This window comes from Streptococcus mitis, assembly GCF_005144795.1.
Lineage (GTDB): Bacteria > Bacillota > Bacilli > Lactobacillales > Streptococcaceae > Streptococcus > Streptococcus mitis_BB.
In genome coordinates, this window is record NZ_SWFJ01000003.1 from 160,981 (window position 1) to 185,775 (window position 24,795).

At 39.2% G+C, this 24,795-nt stretch carries 27 protein-coding genes and 1 tRNA gene; 26 read left to right on the forward strand and 2 right to left on the reverse strand.

Annotation, left to right across the window (positions count from 1 at the left end; all coding sequences use genetic code 11):
- Positions 1-73 precede the first annotated feature (73 nt).
- From rbfA to FBF73_RS03380, 24 genes are all read left to right on the forward strand, one after another.
- Positions 74-424, forward strand: a complete 351-nt coding sequence (gene rbfA, locus FBF73_RS03265; protein WP_001273601.1) for a 30S ribosome-binding factor RbfA — start codon at positions 74-76, stop codon at positions 422-424.
- A gap of 207 nt (positions 425-631) precedes the next feature.
- A complete protein-coding gene (locus FBF73_RS03270) occupies positions 632-814 on the forward strand; it encodes a hypothetical protein (RefSeq protein ID WP_136936947.1) in 183 nt (60 codons plus the stop codon).
- A gap of 265 nt (positions 815-1,079) precedes the next feature.
- Complete coding sequence (locus FBF73_RS03275; RefSeq protein WP_136936948.1) at positions 1,080-1,313, forward strand: DUF1858 domain-containing protein; 234 nt, start codon at positions 1,080-1,082, stop codon at positions 1,311-1,313.
- The gene (locus FBF73_RS03280; protein ID WP_136936949.1) at positions 1,313-2,647 is read left to right on the forward strand and encodes a DUF438 domain-containing protein; all 1,335 of its coding nucleotides are present in this window, start codon (positions 1,313-1,315) and stop codon (positions 2,645-2,647) included. The genes FBF73_RS03275 and FBF73_RS03280 overlap by 1 nt, the downstream gene beginning before the upstream one ends.
- Before the next feature lie 9 nt (positions 2,648-2,656).
- On the forward strand, positions 2,657-2,911 hold the full coding sequence (locus FBF73_RS03285) for a DUF1912 family protein (protein ID WP_049540673.1): 255 nt from the start codon (positions 2,657-2,659) through the stop codon (positions 2,909-2,911).
- Between the two features lie 95 nt (positions 2,912-3,006).
- Complete coding sequence (locus FBF73_RS03290) at positions 3,007-3,402, forward strand: helix-hairpin-helix domain-containing protein (protein WP_000038635.1); 396 nt, start codon at positions 3,007-3,009, stop codon at positions 3,400-3,402.
- 282 nt (positions 3,403-3,684) lie between these two features.
- The gene (locus FBF73_RS03295; protein WP_125452855.1) at positions 3,685-4,263 is read left to right on the forward strand and encodes a flavin reductase family protein; all 579 of its coding nucleotides are present in this window, start codon (positions 3,685-3,687) and stop codon (positions 4,261-4,263) included.
- Positions 4,250-4,810 carry a GNAT family N-acetyltransferase gene (locus FBF73_RS03300; protein WP_136936950.1) on the forward strand — a complete coding sequence of 187 codons (561 nt, stop codon included), beginning with the start codon at positions 4,250-4,252 and terminating at the stop codon, positions 4,808-4,810. Before FBF73_RS03295 ends, FBF73_RS03300 begins: the two co-directional genes overlap by 14 nt.
- On the forward strand, positions 4,810-5,388 hold the full coding sequence (locus FBF73_RS03305) for an AAA family ATPase (RefSeq protein ID WP_136936951.1): 579 nt from the start codon (positions 4,810-4,812) through the stop codon (positions 5,386-5,388). Before FBF73_RS03300 ends, FBF73_RS03305 begins: the two co-directional genes overlap by 1 nt.
- Positions 5,381-8,032: a valine--tRNA ligase gene (locus tag FBF73_RS03310; RefSeq protein ID WP_136936952.1), complete on the forward strand. Its 2,652-nt coding sequence runs from the start codon at positions 5,381-5,383 to the stop codon at positions 8,030-8,032. Before FBF73_RS03305 ends, FBF73_RS03310 begins: the two co-directional genes overlap by 8 nt.
- A gap of 78 nt (positions 8,033-8,110) precedes the next feature.
- Positions 8,111-9,493, forward strand: a complete 1,383-nt coding sequence (locus FBF73_RS03315; protein ID WP_136936953.1) for an Eco57I restriction-modification methylase domain-containing protein — start codon at positions 8,111-8,113, stop codon at positions 9,491-9,493.
- 10 nt (positions 9,494-9,503) lie between these two features.
- Entirely contained in the window at positions 9,504-11,903 is a 2,400-nt protein-coding gene (locus FBF73_RS03320) for an ATP-binding protein (RefSeq protein WP_136936954.1), read from the forward strand.
- A 1-nt stretch (position 11,904) separates the two neighbouring features.
- Positions 11,905-12,540, forward strand: a complete 636-nt coding sequence (locus FBF73_RS03325; protein ID WP_049493614.1) for a hypothetical protein — start codon at positions 11,905-11,907, stop codon at positions 12,538-12,540.
- On the forward strand, positions 12,540-13,148 hold the full coding sequence (locus tag FBF73_RS03330; protein WP_136936955.1) for an HNH endonuclease: 609 nt from the start codon (positions 12,540-12,542) through the stop codon (positions 13,146-13,148). The genes FBF73_RS03325 and FBF73_RS03330 overlap by 1 nt, the downstream gene beginning before the upstream one ends.
- A 351-nt stretch (positions 13,149-13,499) precedes the next feature.
- Complete coding sequence (gene rpoE, locus FBF73_RS03335) at positions 13,500-14,087, forward strand: DNA-directed RNA polymerase subunit delta (RefSeq protein WP_031227756.1); 588 nt, start codon at positions 13,500-13,502, stop codon at positions 14,085-14,087.
- Between the two features lie 236 nt (positions 14,088-14,323).
- The gene (locus FBF73_RS03340; protein ID WP_136936956.1) at positions 14,324-15,931 is read left to right on the forward strand and encodes a CTP synthase; all 1,608 of its coding nucleotides are present in this window, start codon (positions 14,324-14,326) and stop codon (positions 15,929-15,931) included.
- A gap of 331 nt (positions 15,932-16,262) precedes the next feature.
- The gene (locus tag FBF73_RS03345; RefSeq protein ID WP_070842201.1) at positions 16,263-16,562 is read left to right on the forward strand and encodes a DUF4651 domain-containing protein; all 300 of its coding nucleotides are present in this window, start codon (positions 16,263-16,265) and stop codon (positions 16,560-16,562) included.
- Positions 16,559-16,876 carry a thioredoxin family protein gene (locus tag FBF73_RS03350; protein WP_070842200.1) on the forward strand — a complete coding sequence of 106 codons (318 nt, stop codon included), beginning with the start codon at positions 16,559-16,561 and terminating at the stop codon, positions 16,874-16,876. Before FBF73_RS03345 ends, FBF73_RS03350 begins: the two co-directional genes overlap by 4 nt.
- Positions 16,877-16,892: 16 nt before the next feature.
- Positions 16,893-17,519, forward strand: a complete 627-nt coding sequence (gene ytpR, locus FBF73_RS03355) for a YtpR family tRNA-binding protein (RefSeq protein WP_136936957.1) — start codon at positions 16,893-16,895, stop codon at positions 17,517-17,519.
- A 41-nt stretch (positions 17,520-17,560) separates the two neighbouring features.
- A complete protein-coding gene (locus FBF73_RS03360) occupies positions 17,561-18,322 on the forward strand; it encodes an SDR family NAD(P)-dependent oxidoreductase (protein WP_049515926.1) in 762 nt (253 codons plus the stop codon).
- Between the two features lie 77 nt (positions 18,323-18,399).
- Positions 18,400-18,795: a single-stranded DNA-binding protein gene (locus FBF73_RS03365; RefSeq protein ID WP_136936958.1), complete on the forward strand. Its 396-nt coding sequence runs from the start codon at positions 18,400-18,402 to the stop codon at positions 18,793-18,795.
- Positions 18,796-18,950: 155 nt separating this feature from the next.
- On the forward strand, positions 18,951-19,235 hold the full coding sequence (gene groES, locus FBF73_RS03370) for a co-chaperone GroES (RefSeq protein WP_136936959.1): 285 nt from the start codon (positions 18,951-18,953) through the stop codon (positions 19,233-19,235).
- 15 nt (positions 19,236-19,250) lie between these two features.
- Entirely contained in the window at positions 19,251-20,873 is a 1,623-nt protein-coding gene (gene groL, locus FBF73_RS03375; RefSeq protein WP_136936960.1) for a chaperonin GroEL, read from the forward strand.
- A gap of 137 nt (positions 20,874-21,010) precedes the next feature.
- Positions 21,011-21,778: an epoxyqueuosine reductase QueH gene (locus FBF73_RS03380; RefSeq protein ID WP_060627100.1), complete on the forward strand. Its 768-nt coding sequence runs from the start codon at positions 21,011-21,013 to the stop codon at positions 21,776-21,778.
- Between the two features lie 70 nt (positions 21,779-21,848).
- Here the strand turns inward: FBF73_RS03380 and FBF73_RS03385 are convergent, their stop codons facing one another.
- On the reverse strand, positions 21,849-22,382 hold the full coding sequence (locus FBF73_RS03385) for a DUF402 domain-containing protein (RefSeq protein ID WP_000775316.1): 534 nt from the start codon (positions 22,380-22,382) through the stop codon (positions 21,849-21,851).
- Positions 22,383-22,470: 88 nt separating this feature from the next.
- Positions 22,471-23,247: a recombination regulator RecX gene (gene recX / locus FBF73_RS03390; RefSeq protein ID WP_124788421.1), complete on the reverse strand. Its 777-nt coding sequence runs from the start codon at positions 23,245-23,247 to the stop codon at positions 22,471-22,473.
- A gap of 37 nt (positions 23,248-23,284) precedes the next feature.
- Here recX and rlmD point away from each other — a divergent pair, with 37 nt between their 5' ends.
- Together rlmD and FBF73_RS03400 are read left to right on the forward strand one after the other, a co-directional pair.
- The gene (gene rlmD / locus FBF73_RS03395) at positions 23,285-24,640 is read left to right on the forward strand and encodes a 23S rRNA (uracil(1939)-C(5))-methyltransferase RlmD (RefSeq protein WP_124788420.1); all 1,356 of its coding nucleotides are present in this window, start codon (positions 23,285-23,287) and stop codon (positions 24,638-24,640) included.
- Between the two features lie 61 nt (positions 24,641-24,701).
- A tRNA-Glu gene (locus tag FBF73_RS03400) sits at positions 24,702-24,773 on the forward strand.
- The last annotated feature ends 22 nt before the right edge of the window (positions 24,774-24,795 follow it).

A 24,795-nucleotide genomic window follows, 5' to 3' on the forward strand; every position in this document is an offset into this window, starting at 1 on the left:
TGAAAATCAATAAATTTAAAAATAGCTAGGTCTGCTGGCCTAGCTTTTGGTTCAAAGTAGAGAAAGGAATATCATGGCAAATCATTTCCGTACGGATCGTGTGGGCATGGAAATCAAGCGTGAAGTCAATGAGATTTTGCAAAAGAAAGTCCGTGATCCGCGTGTCCAAGGCGTGACCATCACAGATGTTCAGATGCTGGGTGACTTGTCTGTTGCCAAGGTTTACTACACCATTTTGAGTAACCTTGCTTCAGATAACCAGAAAGCTCAAATCGGGCTTGAAAAAGCAACTGGCACCATCAAACGTGAACTTGGTCGCAATTTGAAATTGTACAAAATCCCAGATTTGACATTCGTCAAAGACGAATCCATCGAATATGGAAATAAGATTGACGAGATGCTACGCAATCTGGATAAGAACTAAGAAGAGGGGCAACCCTCTTTTTTGGTGGGGAAAAAGGCAATAAAGCATGCTGGCGGAATCTTTCTAGACTTAAACATTATTAAAAAGCTTTATTAAATTTAGCTTGTATGATAGTATAGGAATTAGAAAGAGTAAATTTCACAGAAATGGCCAGTAAGACTGGTATCGTTAATATTTTGAAAGTGTAGTTAAACGAGGGAAGATAATATGGGACTCATAAAAACTCTAGCTAAAACTTACGGTAATTACTTTTTGACCGTACAAGGTGTAAAAGTAATGAAAACGATAAAGAAAGATGACAATGTTGTTGTCGGTCTAGGTAAACTTTTTATTGCAGACAAGTTAATGGATACGGCTTGGTGGCTCATAAAGCCAGAGGAGAAAGAATGAAATTTTTCTGGGCAATTCTTGCCATTCTTTTTATCAAACCGATTATTGGGATTATGAAATTCCTGTGGATGTTCATCTCTTTTGCATTCCAATTGCTGTTTTACAAGCTATTATTTAAAATATTGGATTGGCTCTTTAGACTTATTTAGGTCATAATTCAAATCGCCGAGAACTAGCAGGAACTACACTGCTAGTTTTTTAATCTCTTTCCATATGGTATAATATAAGCAGTAAAATCATTTTAGAACATACAATGGAGGTCGTCATGGATAATATCATCGATGTGTCAATTCCTGTTGCAGAAGTGGTGGATAAGCATCCAGAAGTCTTGGAAATCCTAGTGGAGCTTGGATTTAAACCCCTTGCCAATCCCTTGATGCGCAATACAGTTGGTCGTAAAGTATCACTCAAACAGGGTTCTAAGCTGGAAGGAACACCTATGGACAAGATTGTCCAAACACTGGAAGCAAATGGTTACGAAGTGATTGGATTAGACTAATGGCAGATGAACGGATTCATATCCTACGGGATATTTTGTTAGAATTGCACAATGGTGCCTCTCCTGAGTCGGTTCAGGAGCGTTTTGATGCGACCTTTGCGGGTGTCTCAGCCATCGAGATTTCCCTCATGGAGCATGAGCTGATGAACTCAGACTCAGGTGTCACCTTTGAAGATGTCATGGAACTCTGTGATGTCCATGCCAATCTTTTTAAAAATGCTATCAAAGGTGTCGAAGTAGAGGATACTGAGCATCCAGGCCACCCAGTTCGCGTCTTCAAGGATGAAAATTTGGCCCTCCGTGCTGCCTTGATTCGCATTCGGAGATTGTTAGATACCTATGAGTCGATGGAAGACGAGGAAATGCTTGCGGAGATGCGCAAGGGCTTGGTCCGTCAAATGGGCCTTGTAGGTCAATTTGATATTCATTACCAACGTAAAGAAGAACTCTTCTTTCCTATCATGGAGCGCTATGGTCACGATTCCCCCCCTAAGGTCATGTGGGGAGTGGATGACCAGATTAGGGAACTCTTTCAAACAGCTTTAGCGACGGCCAAGTCACTACCTGAAGTGCCGATTTCCACTGTAAAAGAAGATTTTGAAGCCTTTGCGACAGAGTTTGAAAGTATGATTTTCAAGGAAGAGTCCATCCTTCTCATGATTCTCCTTGAGTCCTTTACTCAGGATGACTGGCTTCAGATTGCGGAGGAGAGCGATGCCTATGGCTATGCCATCATCCGTCCGTCTGAGAAATGGGTTCCAGAACGCCAGAGTTTTGTTGAGGAAAAGGGTGCAGAGGAGCCCGTACAACTAGATACGGCAGAAGGTCAAGTTCAGCAAGTTATCGATACGCCAGAAGGACAGTTTACCATTACCTTTACCCCTAAGGAAAAGGAATCAGCTTTGGACCGCCACAGTCAACAGGCTTTTGGGAATGGCTATCTTTCAGTCGAGCAGGCCAACCTCATCCTCAATCACCTCCCTATGGAGATTACCTTTGTCAATAAAGACGATATTTTCCAATATTACAATGACAATACGCCAGCTGATGAGATGATTTTCAAACGGACACCGTCCCAAGTCGGACGGAATGTCGAACTCTGCCATCCGCCTAAGTACTTGGACAAGGTCAAGACTATCATGAAGGGACTTCGTGAGGGGACAAAGGATAAGTATGAAATGTGGTTCAAGTCTGAGTCACGAGGCAAGTTTGTCCACATCACTTACGCAGCAGTGCACGATGAAGACGGAGAATTCCAAGGTGTGCTGGAATACGTTCAGGATATCCAGCCCTACCGAGAGATTGATACGGACTATTTCCGTGGATTAGAATAAGGAGAAAAAATGAGTTACGAACAAGAATTTATGAAGGAATTTGAAGCCTGGGTCAATACCCAGATTATGATCAACGACATGGCACATAAGGAAAGCCAAAAAGTCTACGAAGAAGACCAAGACGAGCGTGCCAAAGATGCTATGATTCGCTACGAAAGCCGTTTGGATGCTTATCAGTTCTTACTTGGTAAGTTTGAAAACTTCAAATCAGGCAAGGGATTTCATGATTTGCCAGAAGGCTTATTCGGTGAGCGAAATTATTAAACGAGAAAGATTCTTGATTTTTTACTAAAATCTTGATAGAATATTTATATTAAATCCTTGTCAGAGCAGGGGTTTTTTATTGAAAGGATTTTATCATGTCAAAGAAACTCAATCGTAAAAAACAATTACGAAATAGCCTCCGTCGTGCAGGTGCCTTTTCAAGTACTGTGACTAAGGTTGTAGAAGAGACAAAAAAAGTCGTGAAACGTGCAGAACAGTCAGCAAGCCAAGCTGGTAAGGCTGTTTCTAAAAAAGTTGAACAAGCAGTAGAAGCTACCAAAGAGCAAGCTCAAAAAGTAGCCAATTCTGTAGAAGATTTTGCAGCAAACTTGGGTGGACTTCCACTTGATCGTGCCAAAACTTTCTATGATGAAGGGATCAAGTCTGCTTCAGATTTCAAAAACTGGACTGAAAAAGAACTCCTTGCCTTGAAAGGAATCGGCCCAGCTACTATTAAGAAATTGAAAGAAAATGGCATCAAGTTCAAGTAATTTTTCTTGTTCCTTGCATTTCCGAAAAAATCTTGCTACAATAGAGCCGTTAGAGGTGTTTTGAATCCCGCATTTTACAGAAAGTGGCGGCGCTGAGAAGTCCACAAATGTGTCAAAACTAGTTGCTAATGGATGAAAAATTGAAATAAAAGTGTCTTTTTGTTTTAAAGACGAGAGTTGCGGGCCTTGCCCGAAATTGGGTGGTACCGCGGATAAACACATTCGTCCCTGTCATGTAGATGGCAGGGCTTTTCTTTTGTGTCTTAGTCAAAGGAGGTTGTTATGAAACAATCATTTAAAACTAATAAACTATACTATGGCTTTCCTGTTTTTATTTTAGGATATCAAGATCAGAATTTTGGCTATAACATCACGACCTGTAGTTCCTCTTATAGTCTAGGAGATTGGATTGTGATTGGAGTCGTTGCGAAAGAGAATGCCGCAGAGCAGATTAAGCATTATCAGCAGTTCACCGTGAATATCCCTGATGAAAATCTCATGCTCGAGATGGAGCAGGCTGGTTTTATCAGTCATCAGGAGAAATTGGAACGTTTGGGAGTGCATTATGAAATTTCTGAACGAACTCAGGCACCGATTTTAGAGGATTGTCCAGTCGTTTTGGATTGTCAGGTAGATAGGATTGTTGAGGAAGAGGGAATTTGTCATATTTTCGCTAAGATTGTTGAGCGACTTGTTGATCCAGAACTTTTGGATGAAAAGGGACATTTTAGAAATGAACTGTTTGCCCCAACCTATTTCATGGGAGATGGATATCAGCGCGTCTATCGTTATCTGGACAAGCGTGTAGATATTAAGGGGAGCTTCATCAAAAAAGCGAGGAAGAAGGATGGCAAGAGCTGAATTATCAGAACGATTAGAAACCGAACGACTCGTCCTACGAGTTCGTACAGTGGCAGATGCTGAGGATATCTTTGACTATGCTAGTCTCCCAGAGGTTGCCTATCCAGCAGGCTTTCCTCCAGTCAAAACCTTGGAAGATGAGGTTTACTATCTAGAGCATATCCTTCCTGAGCGCAATCAAAAGGAAAATCTCCCATCTGGCTATGGGATTGTCGTCAAAGGAACCGATAAAGTCATTGGTTCTGTTGATTTCAACCATCGCCATGCGGATGATGTGCTAGAGCTTGGCTATACCTTGCATCCAGACTATTGGGGTCGAGGCTATGTACCAGAAGCAGCGCGTGCCTTGATTGATCTAGGCTTTCAAGAATTGGGGCTTCACAAGATAGAACTGGTCTGCTTTGGATACAATGTCCAAAGTCAACAAGTCGCTGAGAAACTTGGTTTCACTCTTGAAGCTCGCATTCGAGATCGTAAAGATGTTCAAGGAAACCGCTGTGACAGTCTGATATATGGTTTGCGGAGGAGTGAGTGGGAGGTAATTTGATGCATGTTTTCATCGTTGGTGCTCCGGCCTCAGGAAAAATGACGATCGGTCAAGAACTATCTCGACTAACGGATGCTACCCTCTTTTATAACCATCAAGCCATCGATTTTGCACTAGAAATCTATCAGGATTATACAGAGGAGATGTGGGAATTTGTTCGTGGAATCACCTTTTCTTTCCTTGGGGCAAGTGCAAGAAATCAGCGATCAGTGATTTTAACAGACGTGATTGATTTTTCAAATCAGTACCAGATGATGTATTTGAAGCAAATTCAAGGTTTGTTGAATGACTATCATCAAGAGATTCTTTTTGTTGAATTGGAAGCAAGTCTTGAGGAGCGTTTACGTCGAAATCGAACGGAGAACCGGTTGAAGCACAAACCCTTGAAACGACATATTGAGGTATCTGAAAGAGAAATTTTAGAGACTGCTGAAACACTTCAATTAAATTCCCAGCATCAACTGAATGAGTTGCACCACTACTTTAAAATAAATAATACGAATTTGTCTGCAGAAGAAGCTGCTAAGCAGATTCAAGATAAAATGAATACAATAGAGAAAGGACACACACATGTCTAAAGAACTTTCACCTAAATACAATCCAGCCGAGGTTGAGGCTGGTCGTTACCAAAAATGGCTTGATGCTGATGTTTTCAAGCCTTCAGGCGATCAAAAAGCCAAGCCTTATTCAATCGTGATTCCACCACCAAACGTAACTGGGAAACTTCACCTTGGTCACGCTTGGGATACGACTTTGCAGGATATCATCATCCGTCAAAAACGCATGCAAGGCTTTGATACCCTTTGGCTTCCAGGAATGGACCATGCTGGGATTGCAACTCAAGCTAAGGTTGAGGAGCGCTTACGTGGTGAGGGCATTACACGTTATGACCTAGGTCGTGAGAAATTCCTCGATAAGGTTTGGGAATGGAAAGACGAATATGCCACTACTATCAAGGAACAATGGGGCAAGATGGGGCTCTCTGTAGACTACTCTCGTGAGCGTTTCACTCTTGACGAAGGTTTGTCAAAAGCTGTTCGTAAGGTCTTTGTGGACCTTTACAAGAAAGGTTGGATCTACCGTGGTGAGTTTATCATCAACTGGGACCCAGCTGCTCGCACAGCCCTTTCTGATATCGAAGTTATCCACAAGGACGTAGAAGGTGCCTTCTATCACATGAACTACATGCTAGAAGACGGCTCACGCGCCCTTGAAGTTGCCACAACTCGTCCTGAAACTATGTTTGGGGACGTTGCTGTTGCGGTCAATCCAGAAGACCCACGATACAAGGACTTGATTGGTAAAAACGTCATCCTTCCAATCGCTAACAAACTCATCCCAATCGTTGGAGATGAACACGCAGATCCTGAGTTTGGTACTGGTGTCGTGAAAATCACACCTGCCCATGATCCAAACGACTTCTTGGTTGGTCAACGCCACAACTTGCCACAAGTAAACGTCATGAACGACGACGGAACTATGAATGACTTGGCCTTCGAATTTGCAGGCATGGACCGTTTTGAAGCTCGTAAGGCAGTCGTTGCTAAGCTGGAAGAAATCGGTGCCCTCGTTAAAATCGAAAAACGTGTCCACAGTGTTGGTCACTCAGAGCGTACTGGTGTTGTGGTTGAGCCACGCTTGTCTACGCAATGGTTCGTCAAGATGGACCAATTGGCCAAGAATGCTATTACCAACCAAGACACAGAGGACAAGGTCGAATTCTACCCACCTCGTTTCAATGATACCTTCCTCCAATGGATGGAAAATGTCCACGACTGGGTGATCTCTCGTCAGCTCTGGTGGGGGCACCAAATCCCTGCTTGGTACAATGCTGAGGGTGAAATGTACGTCGGTGAAGAAGCTCCAGAAGGTGACGGATGGACTCAGGACGAAGACGTCTTGGATACTTGGTTCAGTTCTGCCCTCTGGCCATTCTCAACCATGGGCTGGCCTGATGTTGACTCAGAAGACTTTAAACGTTATTATCCAACATCAACTTTGGTGACTGGTTATGATATTATCCCGTTCTGGGTGTCTCGGATGATTTTCCAAGGTTTGGAATTTACTGGCAAGTCGCCATTCAAAAATGCCTTGATTCATGGTCTCATTCGTGACGAGCAAGGACGCAAGATGTCTAAGTCACTCGGAAACGGGATTGATCCGATGGATGTTATCGAGAAATACGGTGCCGATGCCCTTCGTTGGTTTCTTTCAAACGGTTCTGCACCAGGCCAAGACGTGCGCTTTTCTTACGAGAAAATGGATGCTTCATGGAACTTCATTAACAAGATCTGGAATATCTCTCGCTACATCCTCATGAACAATGAAGGCTTGACTCTTGAGCAAGCGACTGCCAATGTGGAAAAAGTTATCAGCAAGGAAGCCGGAAATGTCACAGACCGTTGGATTCTCCACAATCTCAATGAAACTATCGGAAAAGCTACTGCCAACTTTGATAAGTTTGAATTTGGTGTGGCTGGTCACATCCTCTACAACTTTATCTGGGATGAGTTTGCGGACTGGTACGTTGAGTTGACCAAGGAAGTCCTTTATAGCGACAATGAAGAAGAGAAAGTCATCACACGCTCTGTTCTCCTTTACACTTTGGACAAGATCCTTCGTCTCCTTCACCCTATCATGCCGTTCGTGACAGAGGAAATCTTTGGACAAATCTCAGAAGGTTCTATCGTGACAGCAGCATACCCAATTGTCAACCCAGTCTTTGAAGATCTTGCGGCTCACACAGGTGTCGAAAGCCTCAAAGACTTGATCCGCGCCGTTCGTAATGCCCGTGCGGAAGTAAACGTTGCTCCAAGCAAGCCTATCACCATTCTTGTTAAGACAAGCGATAGCGACTTGGAAGCCTTCTTTAACAGCAATGTCAACTACATCAAACGCTTTACAAATCCAGAACACTTGGAAATCGCATCAACCATCCCTGCACCTGAACTCGCAATGTCAAGCGTCATCACAGGAGCAGAAATCTACTTGCCACTCGCAGACCTCCTCAATGTCGAAGAAGAATTGGCTCGTCTCGACAAGGAACTGGCTAAATGGCAAAAAGAACTGGACATGGTCGGCAAGAAGCTCTCTAATGAACGCTTCGTAGCCAACGCCAAACCAGAAGTCGTCCAAAAAGAACGCGACAAACAAGCCGACTACCAAGCTAAATATGATGCGACCGTAGCACGTATTGATGAGATGAAGAAGTTGGTGAAATAAACACAGAAACACGGTGATGAGCCGTGTTTTTTTGGTATAATGAATAAAACGTTAGAAAGCGATCTATAAATAACAAATATGGAAAAATTCCAAGTTTTCACCCCTGAAAAATATGTTCATTTTATGCTTGATAAGGTAGAATATGATGGGAAAAATATACTTAAAAAATATTTTTTAGAGAATTCTGTAGGTGAAGGAAATATTTTGTGTGTAGCAATTAGAAGATACATTGAAGTAGCACTTAAGCACAGATATTCCACTTCATCCATAAAATCTGATTTAGAAAAATACTTTGTTGCTTTTGAAATTGACCCTCAATTAAAGGAAAATTGTTTAAGAAATTTAGATAATATTGCTTTGGAACACGGAATTCAAGAGGTAAACTGGCAAATTCTTTCTGATGATTATTTAAGATACAATCTTAAAATGAGATTTGATTTTATTGTTGGTAATCCTCCATATATCACCTATCAAGAACTTAATACTATGGATAGAAGTTTCTTGAAAAATAATTTTACTTCTTGTAAAAAAGGCAAATTTGATTATTGTTATGCTTTCATCGAAAAGAGTTTACTAGATTTGAAAAAAACGACAGGAAAAATGTGTTATCTAATCCCTAATAGCATATTTAAAAATGTTTTTGCTGAAAATCTAAGAGAAATATTAAAAAAAAATATTCTACAATTAATTGATTACAGACATACGCATATTTTTGGGAGAATTCTAACATCATCAGCAATTATGGTCATTGATAATTCTAAAATATGTAATTACTTAGAATATATTGATAGTGATTTTAATAAGTCCTTTCTTATAAGAAAAGAAGATTTAGGGTCTAAATGGTATTTTACTGAAAATATCGAATTTAAAGTTAATCAGTTAACCTTTGGAGAGTTATTTAAAGTCTCAAATAGCGTAGCTACATTAGCGAATAAGGTATTTCTAATTCCCGAGCAAGAAGATTTGGACTTGGAGGATGAAATTTTAAAACCTGCGGCTAGTCCAAGAAAGTTATCAAAAAATATTGTAGATAAAATTATTTTCCCATATAAGTTTGTAAATAATGAACTTAGAAGATATCCTAGAGAAGAGTTTGAAAGAATCTTTCCTAAAACAACTAGATATCTTCGAGAATGGAAAGATGTTTTAGATAACAGAAAATCTGATGGGGAATGGTTTGAGTATGGTCGATCACAAGGTTTGAAATTCATGAATCAGGAAAAATTAATGATTTCATCGGTAATTACTGAGAAAGTAAATGTATACGAGTTAGATTCTCAAATGATACCATATTCGGGATTTTATATTATTCCATTAGCAGAAAAAGGTCTTGATTATGCAAAAAAAATACTTGAATCAGAAGATTTCTATAACTATATAGAAACTAGAGCAATTAATGCGAGTGGAAAATCAATTCGTATATCCGTGAATGATGTAAAAAATTATCCAATAAGAGTATGAGGGACGGACAATGGCTGAAAAAGTGAAAGAAATAAGTTTTAAATCAACAACAAGAACGGTAAACCTTCTAGGGAGAGATAATGTACTAGATTATAGAAGTGCGATATTAGAATTAGTAAAAAATAGTTACGATGCATTTTCGAATCAAGTAAATATTCGAATAATAGGAAAAGATATAACTATTAACAAAAGAAAAGACAAAAAAGCTACTTCTATAGAAATAATTGATTACGGTCAAGGAATGAGTTTGGATAAAATCATTAATGTCTTTTTTACATTGGGAACGGATGATAAAACTCATACTCCTTCAATAAAATACCAAAAATATGAACGTGTAATGAATGGTTCTATGGGAATCGGTAGATTATCACTGGGGAGACTGGGGAATGTCAGTCGTGTTATTACTTCGGATGGTAGTGAAGCATATAGATTTAGTATCAATTGGAATAACTTCATAACGGGAGAAGCTTTAGATACTGTAAAAGTAAATATTGAACAATTATCATTGAATGAGTTCATTTCAGAGTATACTAATAGAGGTTTAGAAAACCCCAAATGCTCAGGAACAATTTTAATAGCCAGTGAGTTGAAAGATGAATGGTTACTATCAGATAAAGGACAATCGGGGACAAATTATTCTCTATTGAAGCTAACTTTAAATAAATTAAAAAACCCTCTTAAATTAGAAAAATCAGGCGAATTTAAAATTATATTAGACTACTTTGAAGAAAAAGAAGAAATAGAGCCTTCTTTAGCTGATGTTTCAACAGATGCAGAAATTTCGTTTGCTTTTTCACACGACAGTGATATGTTAATCTTAGAGGGGTATTTTGATGAAATTGATATTAGTCAATTACCGCCGGATTTTGTAAATGCGAAATTCGATAAACTAAAAGATTATATTCAAGAAAAGAGTGGTAAAAAAAGAAGTAGATACCATTTTGAGAGAGAGTTTAAAATTTCAGAGTATATCCCTGATAAAATACCTAATAATCCGATAGGTGATTTTGATGGAGTTCTCTATTTTACAAAGAAAACGGGTTCTAATAAGTATCCTTTTTTAAAGAGACCAGCAATGGGAACAAATACTGTTGATATTGAACCCGGAATCTTATTATATAGAGATGGTTTTAGGATTAGACCTTATGGTGAGGTTGATACTATCGGGTTTGACTGGGTTGGAATTGAAAAAGAAAGAACTAAAAATCCAGCTGGTGTTGGCCGTAGTAGCTACATAATGCAAGCAAACCAGTTGAGTGGTTATGTAAACATCACCAAGGAAAAAAATGGAGGGTTTGAAGATCAAGCTAATCGTGAAGGTTTAAAAAATAGTGCAGAGTTTGAATATCTTGAGAGTGTTATTCTCAGAATTGTAAAAGATTTTTCTTCTGTGCGTTCAGAAATTATTATTTTATATAATGAATTTTTGAAAGAGAAAGCTGATGTTCCACTTTTTAGTGAAAGAGGAAAGAAGACAAAGAAAAAGTTAGACAGTCTTGTTAATAAACACCAGGGAAATTTACAAGGACTTTATAAAGATCCGGAGTATGAGGCACTGGTCTCTAATCCCCAATCGTTATTTGAGATGTATTCACTACAGGATACTACTGAGGAAGAGAATAGTTCACTTGTTAGTGAGGGTGATACGTTACGAACTATGGCAACTCAAGGAATAGTTATGTCAACTTTTGCACATCAAATTAAGAATGATAAGATGTTCTTTAAAACGATTCCTCAAAATTTAAAAGATATAGGAGACCATTATTCAATACTTTTTAAATCGGATTTTCATGAGATTAAGAAAAGGTATAATTTATATGATTTTTCGGAAGCGGTTGAACGCAAAACAACCAATATATTAGGATTTATAGAAAGTAGTGTCAATAATCCAACAAGGGATAAGAAAGAAAAAATTAATCTATCTTCTTATCTTTTTAAAGTTTATTCTTGGTGGGATAGTTCAATAAGAGATAATTTTTATTCGTATGACTATTTGATTAATGGTAAATCCTCTCTAGAAGCTTTACCTGAGACAATAAAAAATATTTATGTTTATGCAAGTGAAACGCAGTTAGATAGTATTTTCCTAAATTTAATAACTAATTCTTATAAAAGTTTTAAATCACCGAATAAAATCAACCATAGAATTATCAATATTTCTTTAGAAGTTATGGAGGATACACTAATTAAGATTACCTATGAAGATAATGGTAATGGTTTGAATAAGAAAATTGAAAACCCAAATTTTATTTTCGAACCATATAAATCTTATAATAAAGGTGGGACTGGAATGGGAATGTCAATTTTATCCTCAGTTGTATCTAATTTAAAAGGAGATAAAGAGTTATTATCTAAGCCTGGGGAAAGAGGCTTTAAAATTAAAATGACTTTAAAAGGTGGAGTGGAATAGAATGTCTGATAAAAAAATAATTTATTATATTGACGATGATGAAGATACTATGTATACATTAGGGGAATTAGAGCAAAAATTTTCTAAAAAGGGCTATAGCGTTGAATTTTTGGGAATAATAAATGAAAAATCAAAGGAAGATTTCTTGGAAAATCTGTATTCAAAAGAAAAATATGGAGTTATTTTGGACTATGATTTAGCAAATAGTAATATTTATGGTGATGCTATTGAATTGTGGGAAACCATTAAAAAGCAAAATCCATTTTTTCCTGTTTGTATATATACTTCACATAGTGATGATGTCCAAATTGATCCATCAATAGAGAAGAAGTTTTCTAAAGATGGATATTCTCTAAATGGAGAGGTATTCACCAAGGAAGATGAAATAGATAGTATGTTAGAATATATTGATAAGCAAGTTAAGTTAGGGATAGAAAATATCAATACACTGGAGAGAGTAAATCAAGGTTTAAAGAAATCTGATACTTTTTCTACGGAAGTAGCAATTAACGAAATTAAAATAGAGCATCAATTTTCTATTAAACAACCTCGACTTTTAAATGATGATATTGCTGGTCAATTAGATGATTTAATTGCGAAAGCTTATCAAATTATTGATGAGGCAGGAGAGATGTAGTGAATTATATTAGACAACTATTCAAGCGAGATTATAGAGGTTTTGAATCTACACCGATCAGAAGAGAAAACGTTAGTGAAAAATATTCTGTCAAAAGTCAAAGAGATTTGTTAAAAGGGTATCTAGTAGAGGATTTTGGCGGAATGTGCATATATTGTGGATGGAATTGTAAAAGGTATGGTGGAGCTAGTTTTCATATTGAACATATAAAAAGTCAAAATGATAATGAAGGTTTGATAGATGAATATAGCAACTTAGCTTTATCTTGCCCAATATGTAATACTACAAAAAATAAAAAATCCCTCCCTTCTGATTTGGATCCTTTAGGGGAAGACTATAAAAAATTATTTTATAGAAATAATAGAGGTGCAATTGTACCAAACAATACCATAACAGCAGTAGAAAGAAGTTTATCAGAGGAATATATAAAAATTTTAGGTCTATCAAAGGAATTATATAAGTTAGACTATATCTATTCTTCACTTAACATTATTAAAAGAAAATCTGGTCAATCAGGACAAATTAATGAGTCATTAATTTGTAGTATTCAAAGGATATTAGATTTTATTGATGACAATTATATTAGAAATAGTAAACTAAAATTTTAATTTAATCAATTTTGATATTAAAATAAATTGAGACTAATATTTTTAAGTAAATTTTTAGTTATTAGAAAGCAGATTACTACATGACAAATTCTGTAAGTTCGAACCGACCTGAGAAGTACAACATTGCAGCTTAATTTAATATACCATCGGCATCAAATTCATCGGGATTGATACCGAAACCCCACCTCACGATGCCATCGGCTGGGTAGCAAAGAAATAAAAAGTCATGTCACTTTCTCCCCCTTAACCTTTGACTATTCCGCAAAATTATCGTAAAATAAAGAGTACATGATAAAATGAGGTCAGAGTCTGTTCGCTCTGGCGATAGTAGTATAAATGAGGAGAAACGCTTTGGAATTAGAAGTATTTGCTGGGCAAGAAAAAAGTGAACTATCTATGATTGAGGTGGCGCGTGCTATCTTGGAACTTCGTGGTCGCGATCATGAGATGCATTTTAGCGATCTTGTAAACGAAATTCAAAACTACCTTGGAACATCAAACAGCGATATCCGTGAAGCTTTGCCTTTGTTCTACACAGAGTTGAACTTTGACGGTAGCTTCATCTCACTTGGAGACAACAAATGGGGTCTTCGTTCATGGTATGGTGTGGACGAAATCGACGAAGAAATCATCGCTCTTGAAGAAAATGATGACGATGAAGTAGCACCAAAAGCTAAGAAAAAACGCGTCAATGCCTTCATGGATGGCGATTCAGATGCTATTGACTACAATGCAGATGATCCAGAAGACGAAGATGCATACGAAGCAGATCCTGCTCTTTCATACGATGATGAAAATCCAGATGATGAGAAAAACGAAGTGGAAGCTTATGATGCAGAAATCAACGAAATCGCCCCAGATGACTTGGGTGAAGACGTGGATCTCAACGAAGAAGACGACGAGTTTTCAGACGATGATTCTGAAAACATCGAGGAATAAAAGTTAGCTATTGACAATTATCCTATTTTTAGGTATCATATTGTTCGGGCACCTCTTTTAGAGGTCGGGGCTCCCTAGTTCTTAGGGAGCTATTTTTGTTTTTTCAAGAAGTTATCTTCTTGTATTTTGGTTGTGAATCTGGTGCAGTCGTCCCAGATTATTCTTATTAGTAGGGTCTTGTTTCCTATGTCCCCTCGTAGTTAACAAGACCTTGAGCATTTTAGAAAGAGGAATATATGTCTACGAAATATATTTTTGTAACTGGTGGTGTGGTATCGTCTATTGGGAAAGGGATTGTCGCAGCAAGTCTGGGCCGTCTCTTGAAAAATCGTGGTCTCAAAGTAACCATTCAAAAATTTGACCCTTATATTAATATTGATCCAGGAACTATGAGTCCTTACCAGCACGGGGAAGTTTTTGTGACAGATGACGGAGCTGAGACAGATTTGGACTTGGGTCACTATGAACGTTTCATCGATATCAATCTCAACAAATATTCCAACGTGACAACTGGTAAAATTTACAGTGAAGTTCTTCGTAAGGAACGTCGTGGAGAATACCTTGGGGCAACTGTTCAAGTCATTCCTCATATTACAGATGCTTTGAAAGAAAAAATCAAGCGTGCCGCTCTAACAACCGACTCTGATGTCATTATTACAGAGGTCGGTGGAACTGTTGGGGATATCGAGTCCTTACCATTCCTAGAGGCCCTTCGTCAGATGAGGGCAGATGTGGGGGCTGATAATGTCATGTACATTCATACAACCTTGCTTCCTTACCTCAAGGCTGCTGGTGAGATGAAGACCAAGCCAACCCAACACTCTGTCAAAGAATTGCGTGGATTGGGAATCCAGCCAAATATGTTGGTTATTCGTACAGAAGAGCCAGCTGGCCAAGGAATTAAAAACAAACTAGCACAGTTCTGTGATGTGGCACCAGAAGCCGTTATCGAATCGTTGGATGTCGAACATATTTACCAAATTCCATTGAACTTGCAGGCACAAGGTATGGACCAAATTGTCTGTGACCATTTGAAATTAGACGTACCAGTAGCAGATATGACAGAATGGTCAGCTATGGTGGATAAGGTCATGAACCTCAAGAAACAAGTTAAAATTTCCCTTGTTGGTAAGTATGTGGAGTTGCAAGATGCCTACATCTCTGTGGTTGAAGCCTTGAAACACTCTGGTTATGCCAATGACGCAGAAGTTAAAATCAATTGGATCAATGCCAATGATGTGACAGCAGAGAATGTGGCAGAACTCTTGTCTGATGCAGACGGAATCATCGTACCAGGAGGTTTTGGCCAACGTGGTACGGAAGGGAAAATCCAAGCCATCCGCTATGCGCGTGAGAATGATGTTCCAATGTTGGGAGTCTGCTTGGGAATGCAGTTGACTTGTATCGAGTTTGCTCGTAACGTTTTAGGACTTGAAGGTGCCAATTCTGCAGAGCTTGCGCCAGAAACAAAATACCCTATCATTGATATCATGCGTGATCAGATTGATGTGGAGGATATGGGTGGAACCCTTCGCTTGGGACTTTATCCATCTAAGTTGAAACGTGGCTCTAAGGCAGCGGCTGCTTATCACAATCAAGAAGTGGTGAAACGCCGTCACCGTCACCGTTATGAGTTTAACAACGCCTTCCGTGAGCAGTTTGAGGCAGCAGGTTTTGTCTTCTCAGGTGTTTCTCCAGACAATCGTTTGGTCGAAATTGTGGAAATTCCAGAAAATAAATTCTTTGTAGCGTGTCAGTATCACCCTGAACTGTCAAGTCGTCCAAACCGTCCAGAAGAACTCTATACTGCCTTTATTACTGCAGCGGTTGAGAATAGTAATTAGCAAAATCAGAACCTTTGAGAAGAATCTCAGAGGTTTTTTGATAGCATAATTAGGATAAGATTTGCAAATTAAAAACATAGTAATATAATACTCTTCGAAAATCTCTTCAAACCACGTGAGCTTCATCCACAACCTCAAAACGCTGTTTTGAGCTGACTACGTCAGTTCTATCTACAACCTCAAAGCAGTGCTTTGAGCAGCCTGCGGCTAGCTTCCTAGTTTGCTCTTTGATTTTCGTTGAGTATAAGAAGTCCTTTCCCTTAAAGGAAGGGGCTTTTTACTTGCTTTTCTGCTACTTCCTCATTTGTCCTAAAGCCTTTTTTGTGTTAAAATGAATGGTATGAAAGCTAAAAAAATGTGGATGGCAGGTCTGGCTCTACTTGGTATTGGGAGCCTTGCCCTTGCTACGAAAAAAGTTGCAGATGACCGTAAGCTCATGAAGACTCAGGAAGAGTTGACAGCGATTGTACGAGACCATTTTTCAGACATGGGGGAAATTGCGACCCTCTATGTTCAAGTCTATGAAAGCAGTCTAGAGAACTTGGTTGGTGGCGTCATTTTTGAGGATGGCCGTCATTATACCTTTGTCTATGAAAATGAAGACCTAGTCTATGAGGAGGAAGTCTTATGATACAACCAGCAAGTTTAGAAGAATTAGCATCTTTAGTAGAAAAAGATGGGAAGAAGGTCTTTCTTTTTGTGGCGGACTGGTGTGGCGATTGCCGTTATATTTATCCTGCCTTGCCAGAAATTGAGGAGAGCAATTCAGAGTTTACCTTTATTCGAGTGGATAGAGACCAGTATATGGATTTGGCCAAACTCTGGGATGTATATGGAATCCCTAGCCTTGTTGTTCTAGAAAAGGACAAGGAAATTGGCCGTTTTGTCAATCGCGACCGTAAAAGCAAGCAACAAATTAACGACTTTTTAGCAGGACTGAAATAGGAGAAAAAAGGAAACAATGATTTTTACATATAACAAAGAACATGTCGGTGATGTCCTTATGGTCATCGTGAAAAATAGCGGAGATGCCAAACTGGATGTGGAGCGCAAAGGCAAGGTAGCCCGTGTTTTTCTCAAAGATAATGGGGAAACAGTGGCTTGGAATATTTTTGAAGTTTCAAGTTTGTTTGAAATTGCAGAGCGCGGTCAAGTCTTTTTGACAGATGAGCAAGTCGCTCGTTTGAATCAAGAATTACATACGGAAGGTTTTACAGAAGAAATTGTTAATGACAAAGAGCCTAAGTTTGTTGTTGGTGAAATTGTTGAGATGGTAGCTCATCCAGATAGTGACCACCTCAACATCTGCCAAGTTGCAGTCGCAAGTGACAAGACAGTGCAAATCGTTGCAGGGGCTCCTAATGCGCGTCTTGGGTTGAAAACCATTGTAGCTCTTCCAGGAGCTATGATGCCCAAAGGAAATCTTATTTTCCCAGGTGAGCTTCGTGGCGAAAAGAGTTTTGGCATGATGTGTAGCCCTCGTGAATTGCATCTGCCAAATGCTCCGCAAAAACGTGGTATTATTGAATTATCAGAAGACCAAGTTGTCGGAACTCCATTTGATCCAGCTAAACACTGGACTGCCTAAGAAGTTGTTAATATCTGATAGACTAGCTAGAAGGAAATAAGATGGCAAAAAATGTTGTGATTACAGGAGCGACATCAGGAATTGGTGAAGCGATTGCGCGTGCTTATCTGGAACAGGGGGAGAATGTCGTTCTAACTGGACGACGGATAGACAGACTAGAAACTCTTAAGGCGGATTTTGCAGAAGCCTTCCCAAATCAAAATGTCTGGACTTTTCCACTAGATGTGACGAATATAACCATGTTGAAGACTGTTTGCCCCAATATTCTAGAAACGATAGGGAATATTGACATCTTAGTTAATAACGCCGGTCTGGCTCTAGGTTTAGCACCCTATCAGGATTATGAAGAGCTGGATATGTTAACAATGTTAGATACCAATGTTAAAGGTTTGATGGCAGTCACTCGCTGTTTCTTGCCAGCAATGGTAAAAGCCAATCAAGGACATATCATCAATATGGGCTCAACCGCAGGAATCTATGCCTATGCGGGTGCAGCAGTTTATTCAGCTACCAAGGCAGCGGTTAAGACCTTTTCAGATGGACTGCGAATTGATACCATTTCAACAGATATCAAGGTGACCACCATTCAGCCTGGAATTGTCGAAACAGATTTTTCTACAGTGCGTTTTCATGGTGACAAAGAGCGGGCTGCGTCCGTTTACCAAGGAATTGAAGCCTTGCAAGCTCAGGATATTGCAGATACAGTAGTCTATGTGACCAGTCAACCTCGTCGTGTGCAGATTACAGATATGACCATTATGGCAAATCAACAAGCGACAGGTTTCATGGTTCATAAAAACTAAAAAATTTCCTCGAAAAGTTACAAATTTCTGTAACTTTTTTTGATTTCCTGCGAATAGATAAGTAGGAGGAAGAAAATATGTATAATAAAGTTATCTTGATTGGACGTTTAACGTCTACACCAGAATTGCACAAAACCAACAATGACAAGTCAGTAGCGCGCGCAACTATCGCTGTGAACCGTCGTTACAAAGACCAAAACGGGGAACGCGAAGCTGACTTTGTCAATATGGTTCTATGGGGCAGACTAGCAGAAAGCTTGGCCAGCTACGCAACTAAAGGTAGTCTTATCTCTGTGGATGGAGAACTTCGTACCCGTCGCTTTGAGAAAAATGGCCAGATGAATTACGTGACCGAAGTTCTTGCCACAGGATTCCAACTATTGGAAAGTCGTGCTCAACGTGCCATGCGTGAAAATAATGCAGGACAGGATTTGACAGATTTGGTCTTGGAAGAGGAGGAATTGCCATTTTAAGCATTAAAAAGTCTGAGTTGGTCTCAGGCTTTTTATCTTGAGAAAGTCAGACTTTTTTCTTGACTATTTCTGACCAAGTGATACAATAGAACTATAAATTAGCACTCATATATAAAGAGTGCTAATAATATGTAGTTCATCATGGAGGAAAACAGATGTTGAAACCATTAGGAGACCGTGTGGTCTTGAAAATCGAAGAAAAAGAACAAACTGTTGGAGGTTTTGTCCTTGCAGGTTCAGCTCAAGAAAAAACAAAAACAGCCCAAGTTGTGGCTACTGGACAAGGTGTTCGTACCTTGAATGGTGACTTGGTTGCTCCAAGTGTTAAGCCTGGGGACCGTGTCTTAGTTGAAGCTCACGCAGGTCTTGATGTCAAAGACAGCGATGAAAAGTACATCATCGTTGGCGAAGCGAACATCTTGGCTATCATTGAAGAATAGAAGGAGAAAGTAAGTATGTCAAAAGAAATTAAATTTTCATCAGATGCCCGTTCAGCTATGGTTCGTGGTGTCGATATCCTTGCAGACACTGTTAAAGTAACCTTGGGACCAAAAGGTCGTAATGTCGTTCTTGAAAAATCATTTGGTTCACCCTTGATTACCAATGACGGTGTGACCATTGCCAAAGAAATCGAATTGGAAGACCATTTTGAAAATATGGGTGCCAAATTGGTATCAGAAGTAGCTTCTAAAACCAATGATATCGCAGGTGACGGAACGACAACTGCAACAGTCTTGACTCAAGCAATCGTCCGTGAAGGCATAAAAAACGTCACAGCAGGTGCAAATCCAATCGGTATTCGTCGAGGGATTGAAACAGCAGTTGCTGCAGCAGTTGAAGCTTTGAAAAACAACGCCATCCCTGTTGCCAACAAAGAAGCCATCGCTCAGGTTGCCGCCGTCTCTTCTCGTTCCGAAAAAGTAGGTGAATACATCTCTGAAGCCATGGAAAAAGTTGGTAAAGACGGAGTCATTACCATTGAAGAGTCACGTGGTATGGAAACAGAGCTTGAAGTCGTAGAAGGAATGCAGTTCGACCGTGGTTATCTTTCACAGTACATGGTGACAGATAGCGAAAAAATGGTGGCTGACCTTGAAAATCCATACATTTTGATTACCGATAAGAAGATTTCAAATATCCAAGAAATCTTGCCACTCCTAGAAAGTATTCTCCAAAGCAATCGTCCACTCTTGATTATTGCGGATGATGTGGATGGCGAAGCTCTTCCAACTCTTGTTTTGAACAAGATTCGTGGAACCTTCAACGTGGTAGCAGTCAAGGCACCTGGTTTTGGTGACCGTCGCAAAGCCATGCTTGAAGACATTGCCATCTTGACAGGCGGAACAGTTATCACAGAAGACCTTGGTCTTGAGTTGAAAGATGCGACAATTGAAGCTCTTGGTCAAGCAGCGAGAGTAACTGTGGACAAAGATAGCACTGTTATCGTAGAAGGTGCTGGAAATCCTGAAGCCATTTCTCACCGTGTTGCGGTTATCAAGTCTCAAATCGAAACCACAACTTCTGAGTTTGACCGTGAAAAATTGCAAGAACGCTTGGCGAAATTGTCAGGTGGTGTAGCGGTTATTAAGGTCGGAGCTGCAACTGAAACTGAGTTGAAAGAAATGAAACTCCGTATTGAAGATGCCCTCAACGCTACTCGTGCAGCTGTTGAAGAAGGAATCGTTGCAGGTGGTGGAACAGCCCTTGTAAATGTTATCCCTGCCGTAGCTGATTTAGAATTGACAGGAGATGAAGCAACAGGACGCAATATTGTTCTCCGTGCATTGGAAGAACCTGTTCGTCAAATCGCACACAATGCAGGATTTGAAGGGTCTATCGTTATCGATCGTTTGAAAAATGCCGAGCTTGGTACAGGTTTCAACGCAGCAACTGGTGAATGGGTCAACATGATTGATCAAGGGATTATCGACCCAGTTAAAGTGAGTCGTTCAGCTCTACAAAATGCAGCATCTGTAGCCAGCTTAATTTTGACTACGGAAGCAGTCGTAGCTAATAAACCAGAACCAGCAGCTCCGGCTCCAGCAATCGATCCAAGCATGATGGGCGGCATGATGTAAGCTTTCTATAGAAAACAACTTATAAAAAACACAAAAGGAGGGAATGCCTACCCCTCCTTTTTATGATATTCACTTCTAAATTGATTTGAGCTCTCCTAACTTATATGATAAAATAAGACTAGAAAAAGGAGAAGAACATGATCGATGTAGAAGAAATTCTGAGCAAGATGAACCCCAATCAGAAGATTAATTATGACCGTGTCATGCAGAAGATGGTACAAGTATGGGAGAAAAATGAGCAACGTCCAACCATTCTCATGCATGTTTGCTGTGCCCCTTGCAGTACCTATACTCTAGAATATTTAACAAAGTATGCTGATGTGACAATCTATTTTGCCAATTCTAATATCCATCCCAAGGCAGAATACCACAAGCGGGCTTACGTCACCCAAAAATTTGTCAGTGATTTCAATGAGCGAACAGGAAATACGGTTCAGTACCTAGAAGCTCCCTACGAACCAAATGAATACCGTAAGTTAGTCAGAGGACTGGAAGAAGAGCCTGAAGGTGGCGATCGTTGTAAGGTTTGCTTTGACTACCGCCTGGATAAAACAGCGCAAGTGGCTATGGACTTGGGCTTTGACTACTTTGGCTCAGCCTTGACCATCAGTCCTCATAAGAATTCTCAAACCATTAACAGCATCGGAATCGATGTGCAAAAGATTTATACCACCCACTATCTCCCAAGTGATTTCAAGAAAAATCAAGGCTACAAACGTTCGGTAGAGATGTGTGAAGAGTATGACATTTATCGTCAATGTTATTGTGGATGTGTCTATGCAGCACAAGCCCAGAATATTGACCTGGTTCAGGTTAAGAAAGATGCCACAGCGTTCTTGCTGGATAAGGATGTTGAAAAAGACTATTCCCATATCAAATTTACAGTTACAAAATTAGATATATAAGGATAAGCCCAGCTGAAAAGTTGGGTTTTTCAAATAAAAAAACCAGGGCTTTCACCCTAGTTTGACAACTTTACCGATTCTTTAGTTCTACATAGCGCTTGTACCAAATGTTTACATAGGCTTCTGAGAAAGGACCACGTCCATTATTAATCCAATCAACAAGAATTTTGACATGTTCTTTTAAAATATAGTCCAAGTCATCAGAATAATTCATTTTGCGTTTGTGACGCTCATACTCCTCAACGTCCAAGAGACGTTTTTCCCCATCTGTAAAAATTTTAACATCCAAATCGTAATCAATATACTTCAGTGCTTCTTCATCCAGATAGTAGGGGCTAGCCATATTGCAATAGTAGGAAATTCCATTATCGCGAATCATGGCAATGATATTAAACCAATATTTCTTGTGAAAGTAAACAATAGCCGGTTCTCGAGTGACCCAACGACGACCATCACTTTCGGTAACCAGTGTATGATCGTTGACACCAATAATGGCGTTTTCTGTTGTTTTTAGTACCATGGTGTCCCGCCAAGTTCGGTGGAGACTCCCATCATGCTTATAACTTTGAATTGTAATAAAGTCGCCTTCTTTTGGAAGCTTCATAACTAACCAACTTTCTACAATTTATAAGTTTATCGTTTACTATTGTACCATAAAATTACCTAAAATCTGTGAATTTTACATGAAAATATTAAAGATATTCTCTGAGAGCGCTTGCTATATCCGAAAAATCGTAGCCTTTTCGTGCTAAAACTTGAGTTAAACGCTGTTTAAGTTCGTATCCTTCATACTTTCGAGCATACTTGGCATATTGCTTGTCAAGTTCCTTGAAGATGAGTTCCTGAGTTGTTTCTTCGTCTACTTGGCTATCCAATTCGTCAAAGGCACTTTTAGCATCAGAGTATGAGAAGCCCTTGTTGGTCAGATTTTGGATGATCTTATCTTGCAAGGCACGAGCTGGAAGTTTTCCTTCATATTTTTTCAATAGTTTATTGGCTACACGTTGAGCAACTTCCGAAAAATCAAATTCTTTCAAGTTCTCTTCTATAGTAGATTTTGAAACCCCTTTTTGTGTTAGTTTCTGAATCAGTACATAAGGCCCCTTGTCTCCTGAAAGTTGATTGGCATTGATGATAGCATAAGCGTACTGGCCATCATTAATCCACTTATCTTCTTTAAGATTAGCAATGACTTGAGAGACTATGTCTTCATTAATATCGTATTTTTTCAGATATTCTCTAACCTCTTTTTCAGTGCGTGCTTTAAAGGATAGGTGGTAGAGGGCCAGATTTTTACCATAAGAAAATTGGGCAAAGTCCTGAATCTCTTTCAATTCGTCTTCGCTTATCACCTTATCTCTCGATAACATAAAACGAACAATTGTATCTTCAGTAATATAGCATTTATTGTCATTATCAAGCTCCATCAGATAGAGTCTTTTTTTCTTTTCAAGTTTTGTGATTTTCATAGTTCTATTATAACTCAAAATGTGATAAGATAGGGGTATGAATCTGAAAGTGAAACAAAAAATACCATTAAAAATCAAGCGCATGGGAATTAATGGTGAGGGAATCGGTTTTTACCAAAAAACATTAGTCTTTGTACCTGGAGCTTTAAAAGGAGAAGATATCTATTGTCAGATTACTTCTATTAAACGCAACTTTGTTGAGGCAAAATTACTGAAGGTCAACAAGAAGTCTAAATTTCGAGTTGTGCCAGCTTGTACTATTTACAATGAGTGCGGAGGCTGCCAAATCATGCACCTGCATTATGATAAGCAGCTGGAGTTCAAGACGGACTTGCTTTATCAAGCGCTGAAAAAATTTGCCCCTACAGGATATGAAAACTATGAAATTCGTCCGACAATTGGTATGCAGGAACCAAAATATTACCGTGCTAAGTTACAATTTCAGACTCGAAAATTTAAAAATCAAGTCAAGGCAGGCTTATATGCACAAAACTCCCACTATTTAGTAGAGTTGAAAGACTGCCTAGTACAAGATAAGGAAACTCAAGTGATTGCTAATCGTCTAGCAGAATTACTTACTTATCACCAGATTCCAATCACGGATGAGAGAAAAGTTCTAGGTGTTAGAACGATAATGGTCCGGCGAGCAAGAAAGACTGGACAGGTTCAGATTATTATTGTTACAAACCGTCAGCTTAATTTAACCCAACTAGTAAAAGACTTAGTTAAAGACTTTCCAGAAGTTGTGACAGTAGCTGTGAATACAAATACAGCTAAAACCAGTGAGATTTATGGTGAAAAGACAGAGATTATCTGGGGACAAGAGAGTATTCAAGAAGGTGTACTTGATTATGAATTTTCACTATCTCCTCGAGCATTCTATCAACTAAATCCTGAACAAACAGAAGTCCTCTATAGCGAGGCGGTAAAAGCGCTGGATGTTGATAAAGAAGACCATTTAATTGACGCTTATTGTGGAGTTGGAACGATTGGATTTGCCTTCGCAAAGAAAGTTAAAACACTCAGAGGTATGGATATTATTCCAGAAGCCATTGAAGATGCTAAGCGAAATGCTAAAAGAATGGGATTTGACAACACACATTACGAAGCAGGAACGGCAGAAGAGATTATTCCTCGTTGGTACAAGGAAGGCTACCGAGCAGATGCTCTGATAGTAGATCCACCACGTACAGGTCTGGATGACAAGTTATTAGATACAATTCTTACCTATGTACCTGAAAAAATGGTTTATATTTCTTGCAATGTTTCGACCTTGGCTCGTGATTTAGTGCGCTTAGTAGAAGTCTATGATCTTCGTTATATCCAGTCGGTCGATATGTTTCCACATACAGCTCGAACGGAAGCAGTTGTAAAATTAATTAAAAAAGTTTAAAAAAGGTGTTGACAAAGTTAGAAAAGTGGGTATAATAGTAAGAGTTGAAAATAACAGCTCTGGTCCGTTGGTCAAGGGGTTAAGACACCGCCTTTTCACGGCGGTAACACGGGTTCGAATCCCGTACGGACTATGGTATGTTGCGGTTGGAAGCA

What these genes read in the sequence shown, in the direction of transcription:
- ytpR (WP_136936957.1), top strand. Translation starts at nt 16,893, where the DNA reads ATGATTTTTACATATAACAAAGAACATGTCGGTGATGTCCTTATGGTC.
- FBF73_RS03300 (WP_136936950.1), top strand. Translation starts at nt 4,250, where the DNA reads ATGGCAAGAGCTGAATTATCAGAACGATTAGAAACCGAACGACTCGTC.
- FBF73_RS03385 (WP_000775316.1), bottom strand. Translation starts at nt 22,382, where the DNA reads ATGAAGCTTCCAAAAGAAGGCGACTTTATTACAATTCAAAGTTATAAG.
- FBF73_RS03360 (WP_049515926.1), top strand. Translation starts at nt 17,561, where the DNA reads ATGGCAAAAAATGTTGTGATTACAGGAGCGACATCAGGAATTGGTGAA.
- FBF73_RS03295 (WP_125452855.1), top strand. Translation starts at nt 3,685, where the DNA reads ATGAAACAATCATTTAAAACTAATAAACTATACTATGGCTTTCCTGTT.
- groL (WP_136936960.1), top strand. Translation starts at nt 19,251, where the DNA reads ATGTCAAAAGAAATTAAATTTTCATCAGATGCCCGTTCAGCTATGGTT.
- FBF73_RS03310 (WP_136936952.1), top strand. Translation starts at nt 5,381, where the DNA reads ATGTCTAAAGAACTTTCACCTAAATACAATCCAGCCGAGGTTGAGGCT.
- FBF73_RS03275 (WP_136936948.1), top strand. Translation starts at nt 1,080, where the DNA reads ATGGATAATATCATCGATGTGTCAATTCCTGTTGCAGAAGTGGTGGAT.
- FBF73_RS03285 (WP_049540673.1), top strand. Translation starts at nt 2,657, where the DNA reads ATGAGTTACGAACAAGAATTTATGAAGGAATTTGAAGCCTGGGTCAAT.
- FBF73_RS03365 (WP_136936958.1), top strand. Translation starts at nt 18,400, where the DNA reads ATGTATAATAAAGTTATCTTGATTGGACGTTTAACGTCTACACCAGAA.
- FBF73_RS03345 (WP_070842201.1), top strand. Translation starts at nt 16,263, where the DNA reads ATGAATGGTATGAAAGCTAAAAAAATGTGGATGGCAGGTCTGGCTCTA.
- FBF73_RS03315 (WP_136936953.1), top strand. Translation starts at nt 8,111, where the DNA reads ATGGAAAAATTCCAAGTTTTCACCCCTGAAAAATATGTTCATTTTATG.
- groES (WP_136936959.1), top strand. Translation starts at nt 18,951, where the DNA reads ATGTTGAAACCATTAGGAGACCGTGTGGTCTTGAAAATCGAAGAAAAA.
- FBF73_RS03305 (WP_136936951.1), top strand. Translation starts at nt 4,810, where the DNA reads ATGCATGTTTTCATCGTTGGTGCTCCGGCCTCAGGAAAAATGACGATC.
- FBF73_RS03290 (WP_000038635.1), top strand. Translation starts at nt 3,007, where the DNA reads ATGTCAAAGAAACTCAATCGTAAAAAACAATTACGAAATAGCCTCCGT.
- rlmD (WP_124788420.1), top strand. Translation starts at nt 23,285, where the DNA reads ATGAATCTGAAAGTGAAACAAAAAATACCATTAAAAATCAAGCGCATG.
- FBF73_RS03270 (WP_136936947.1), top strand. Translation starts at nt 632, where the DNA reads ATGGGACTCATAAAAACTCTAGCTAAAACTTACGGTAATTACTTTTTG.
- FBF73_RS03350 (WP_070842200.1), top strand. Translation starts at nt 16,559, where the DNA reads ATGATACAACCAGCAAGTTTAGAAGAATTAGCATCTTTAGTAGAAAAA.
- FBF73_RS03320 (WP_136936954.1), top strand. Translation starts at nt 9,504, where the DNA reads ATGGCTGAAAAAGTGAAAGAAATAAGTTTTAAATCAACAACAAGAACG.
- rbfA (WP_001273601.1), top strand. Translation starts at nt 74, where the DNA reads ATGGCAAATCATTTCCGTACGGATCGTGTGGGCATGGAAATCAAGCGT.
- FBF73_RS03325 (WP_049493614.1), top strand. Translation starts at nt 11,905, where the DNA reads ATGTCTGATAAAAAAATAATTTATTATATTGACGATGATGAAGATACT.
- FBF73_RS03380 (WP_060627100.1), top strand. Translation starts at nt 21,011, where the DNA reads ATGATCGATGTAGAAGAAATTCTGAGCAAGATGAACCCCAATCAGAAG.
- recX (WP_124788421.1), bottom strand. Translation starts at nt 23,247, where the DNA reads ATGAAAATCACAAAACTTGAAAAGAAAAAAAGACTCTATCTGATGGAG.
- FBF73_RS03340 (WP_136936956.1), top strand. Translation starts at nt 14,324, where the DNA reads ATGTCTACGAAATATATTTTTGTAACTGGTGGTGTGGTATCGTCTATT.
- FBF73_RS03280 (WP_136936949.1), top strand. Translation starts at nt 1,313, where the DNA reads ATGGCAGATGAACGGATTCATATCCTACGGGATATTTTGTTAGAATTG.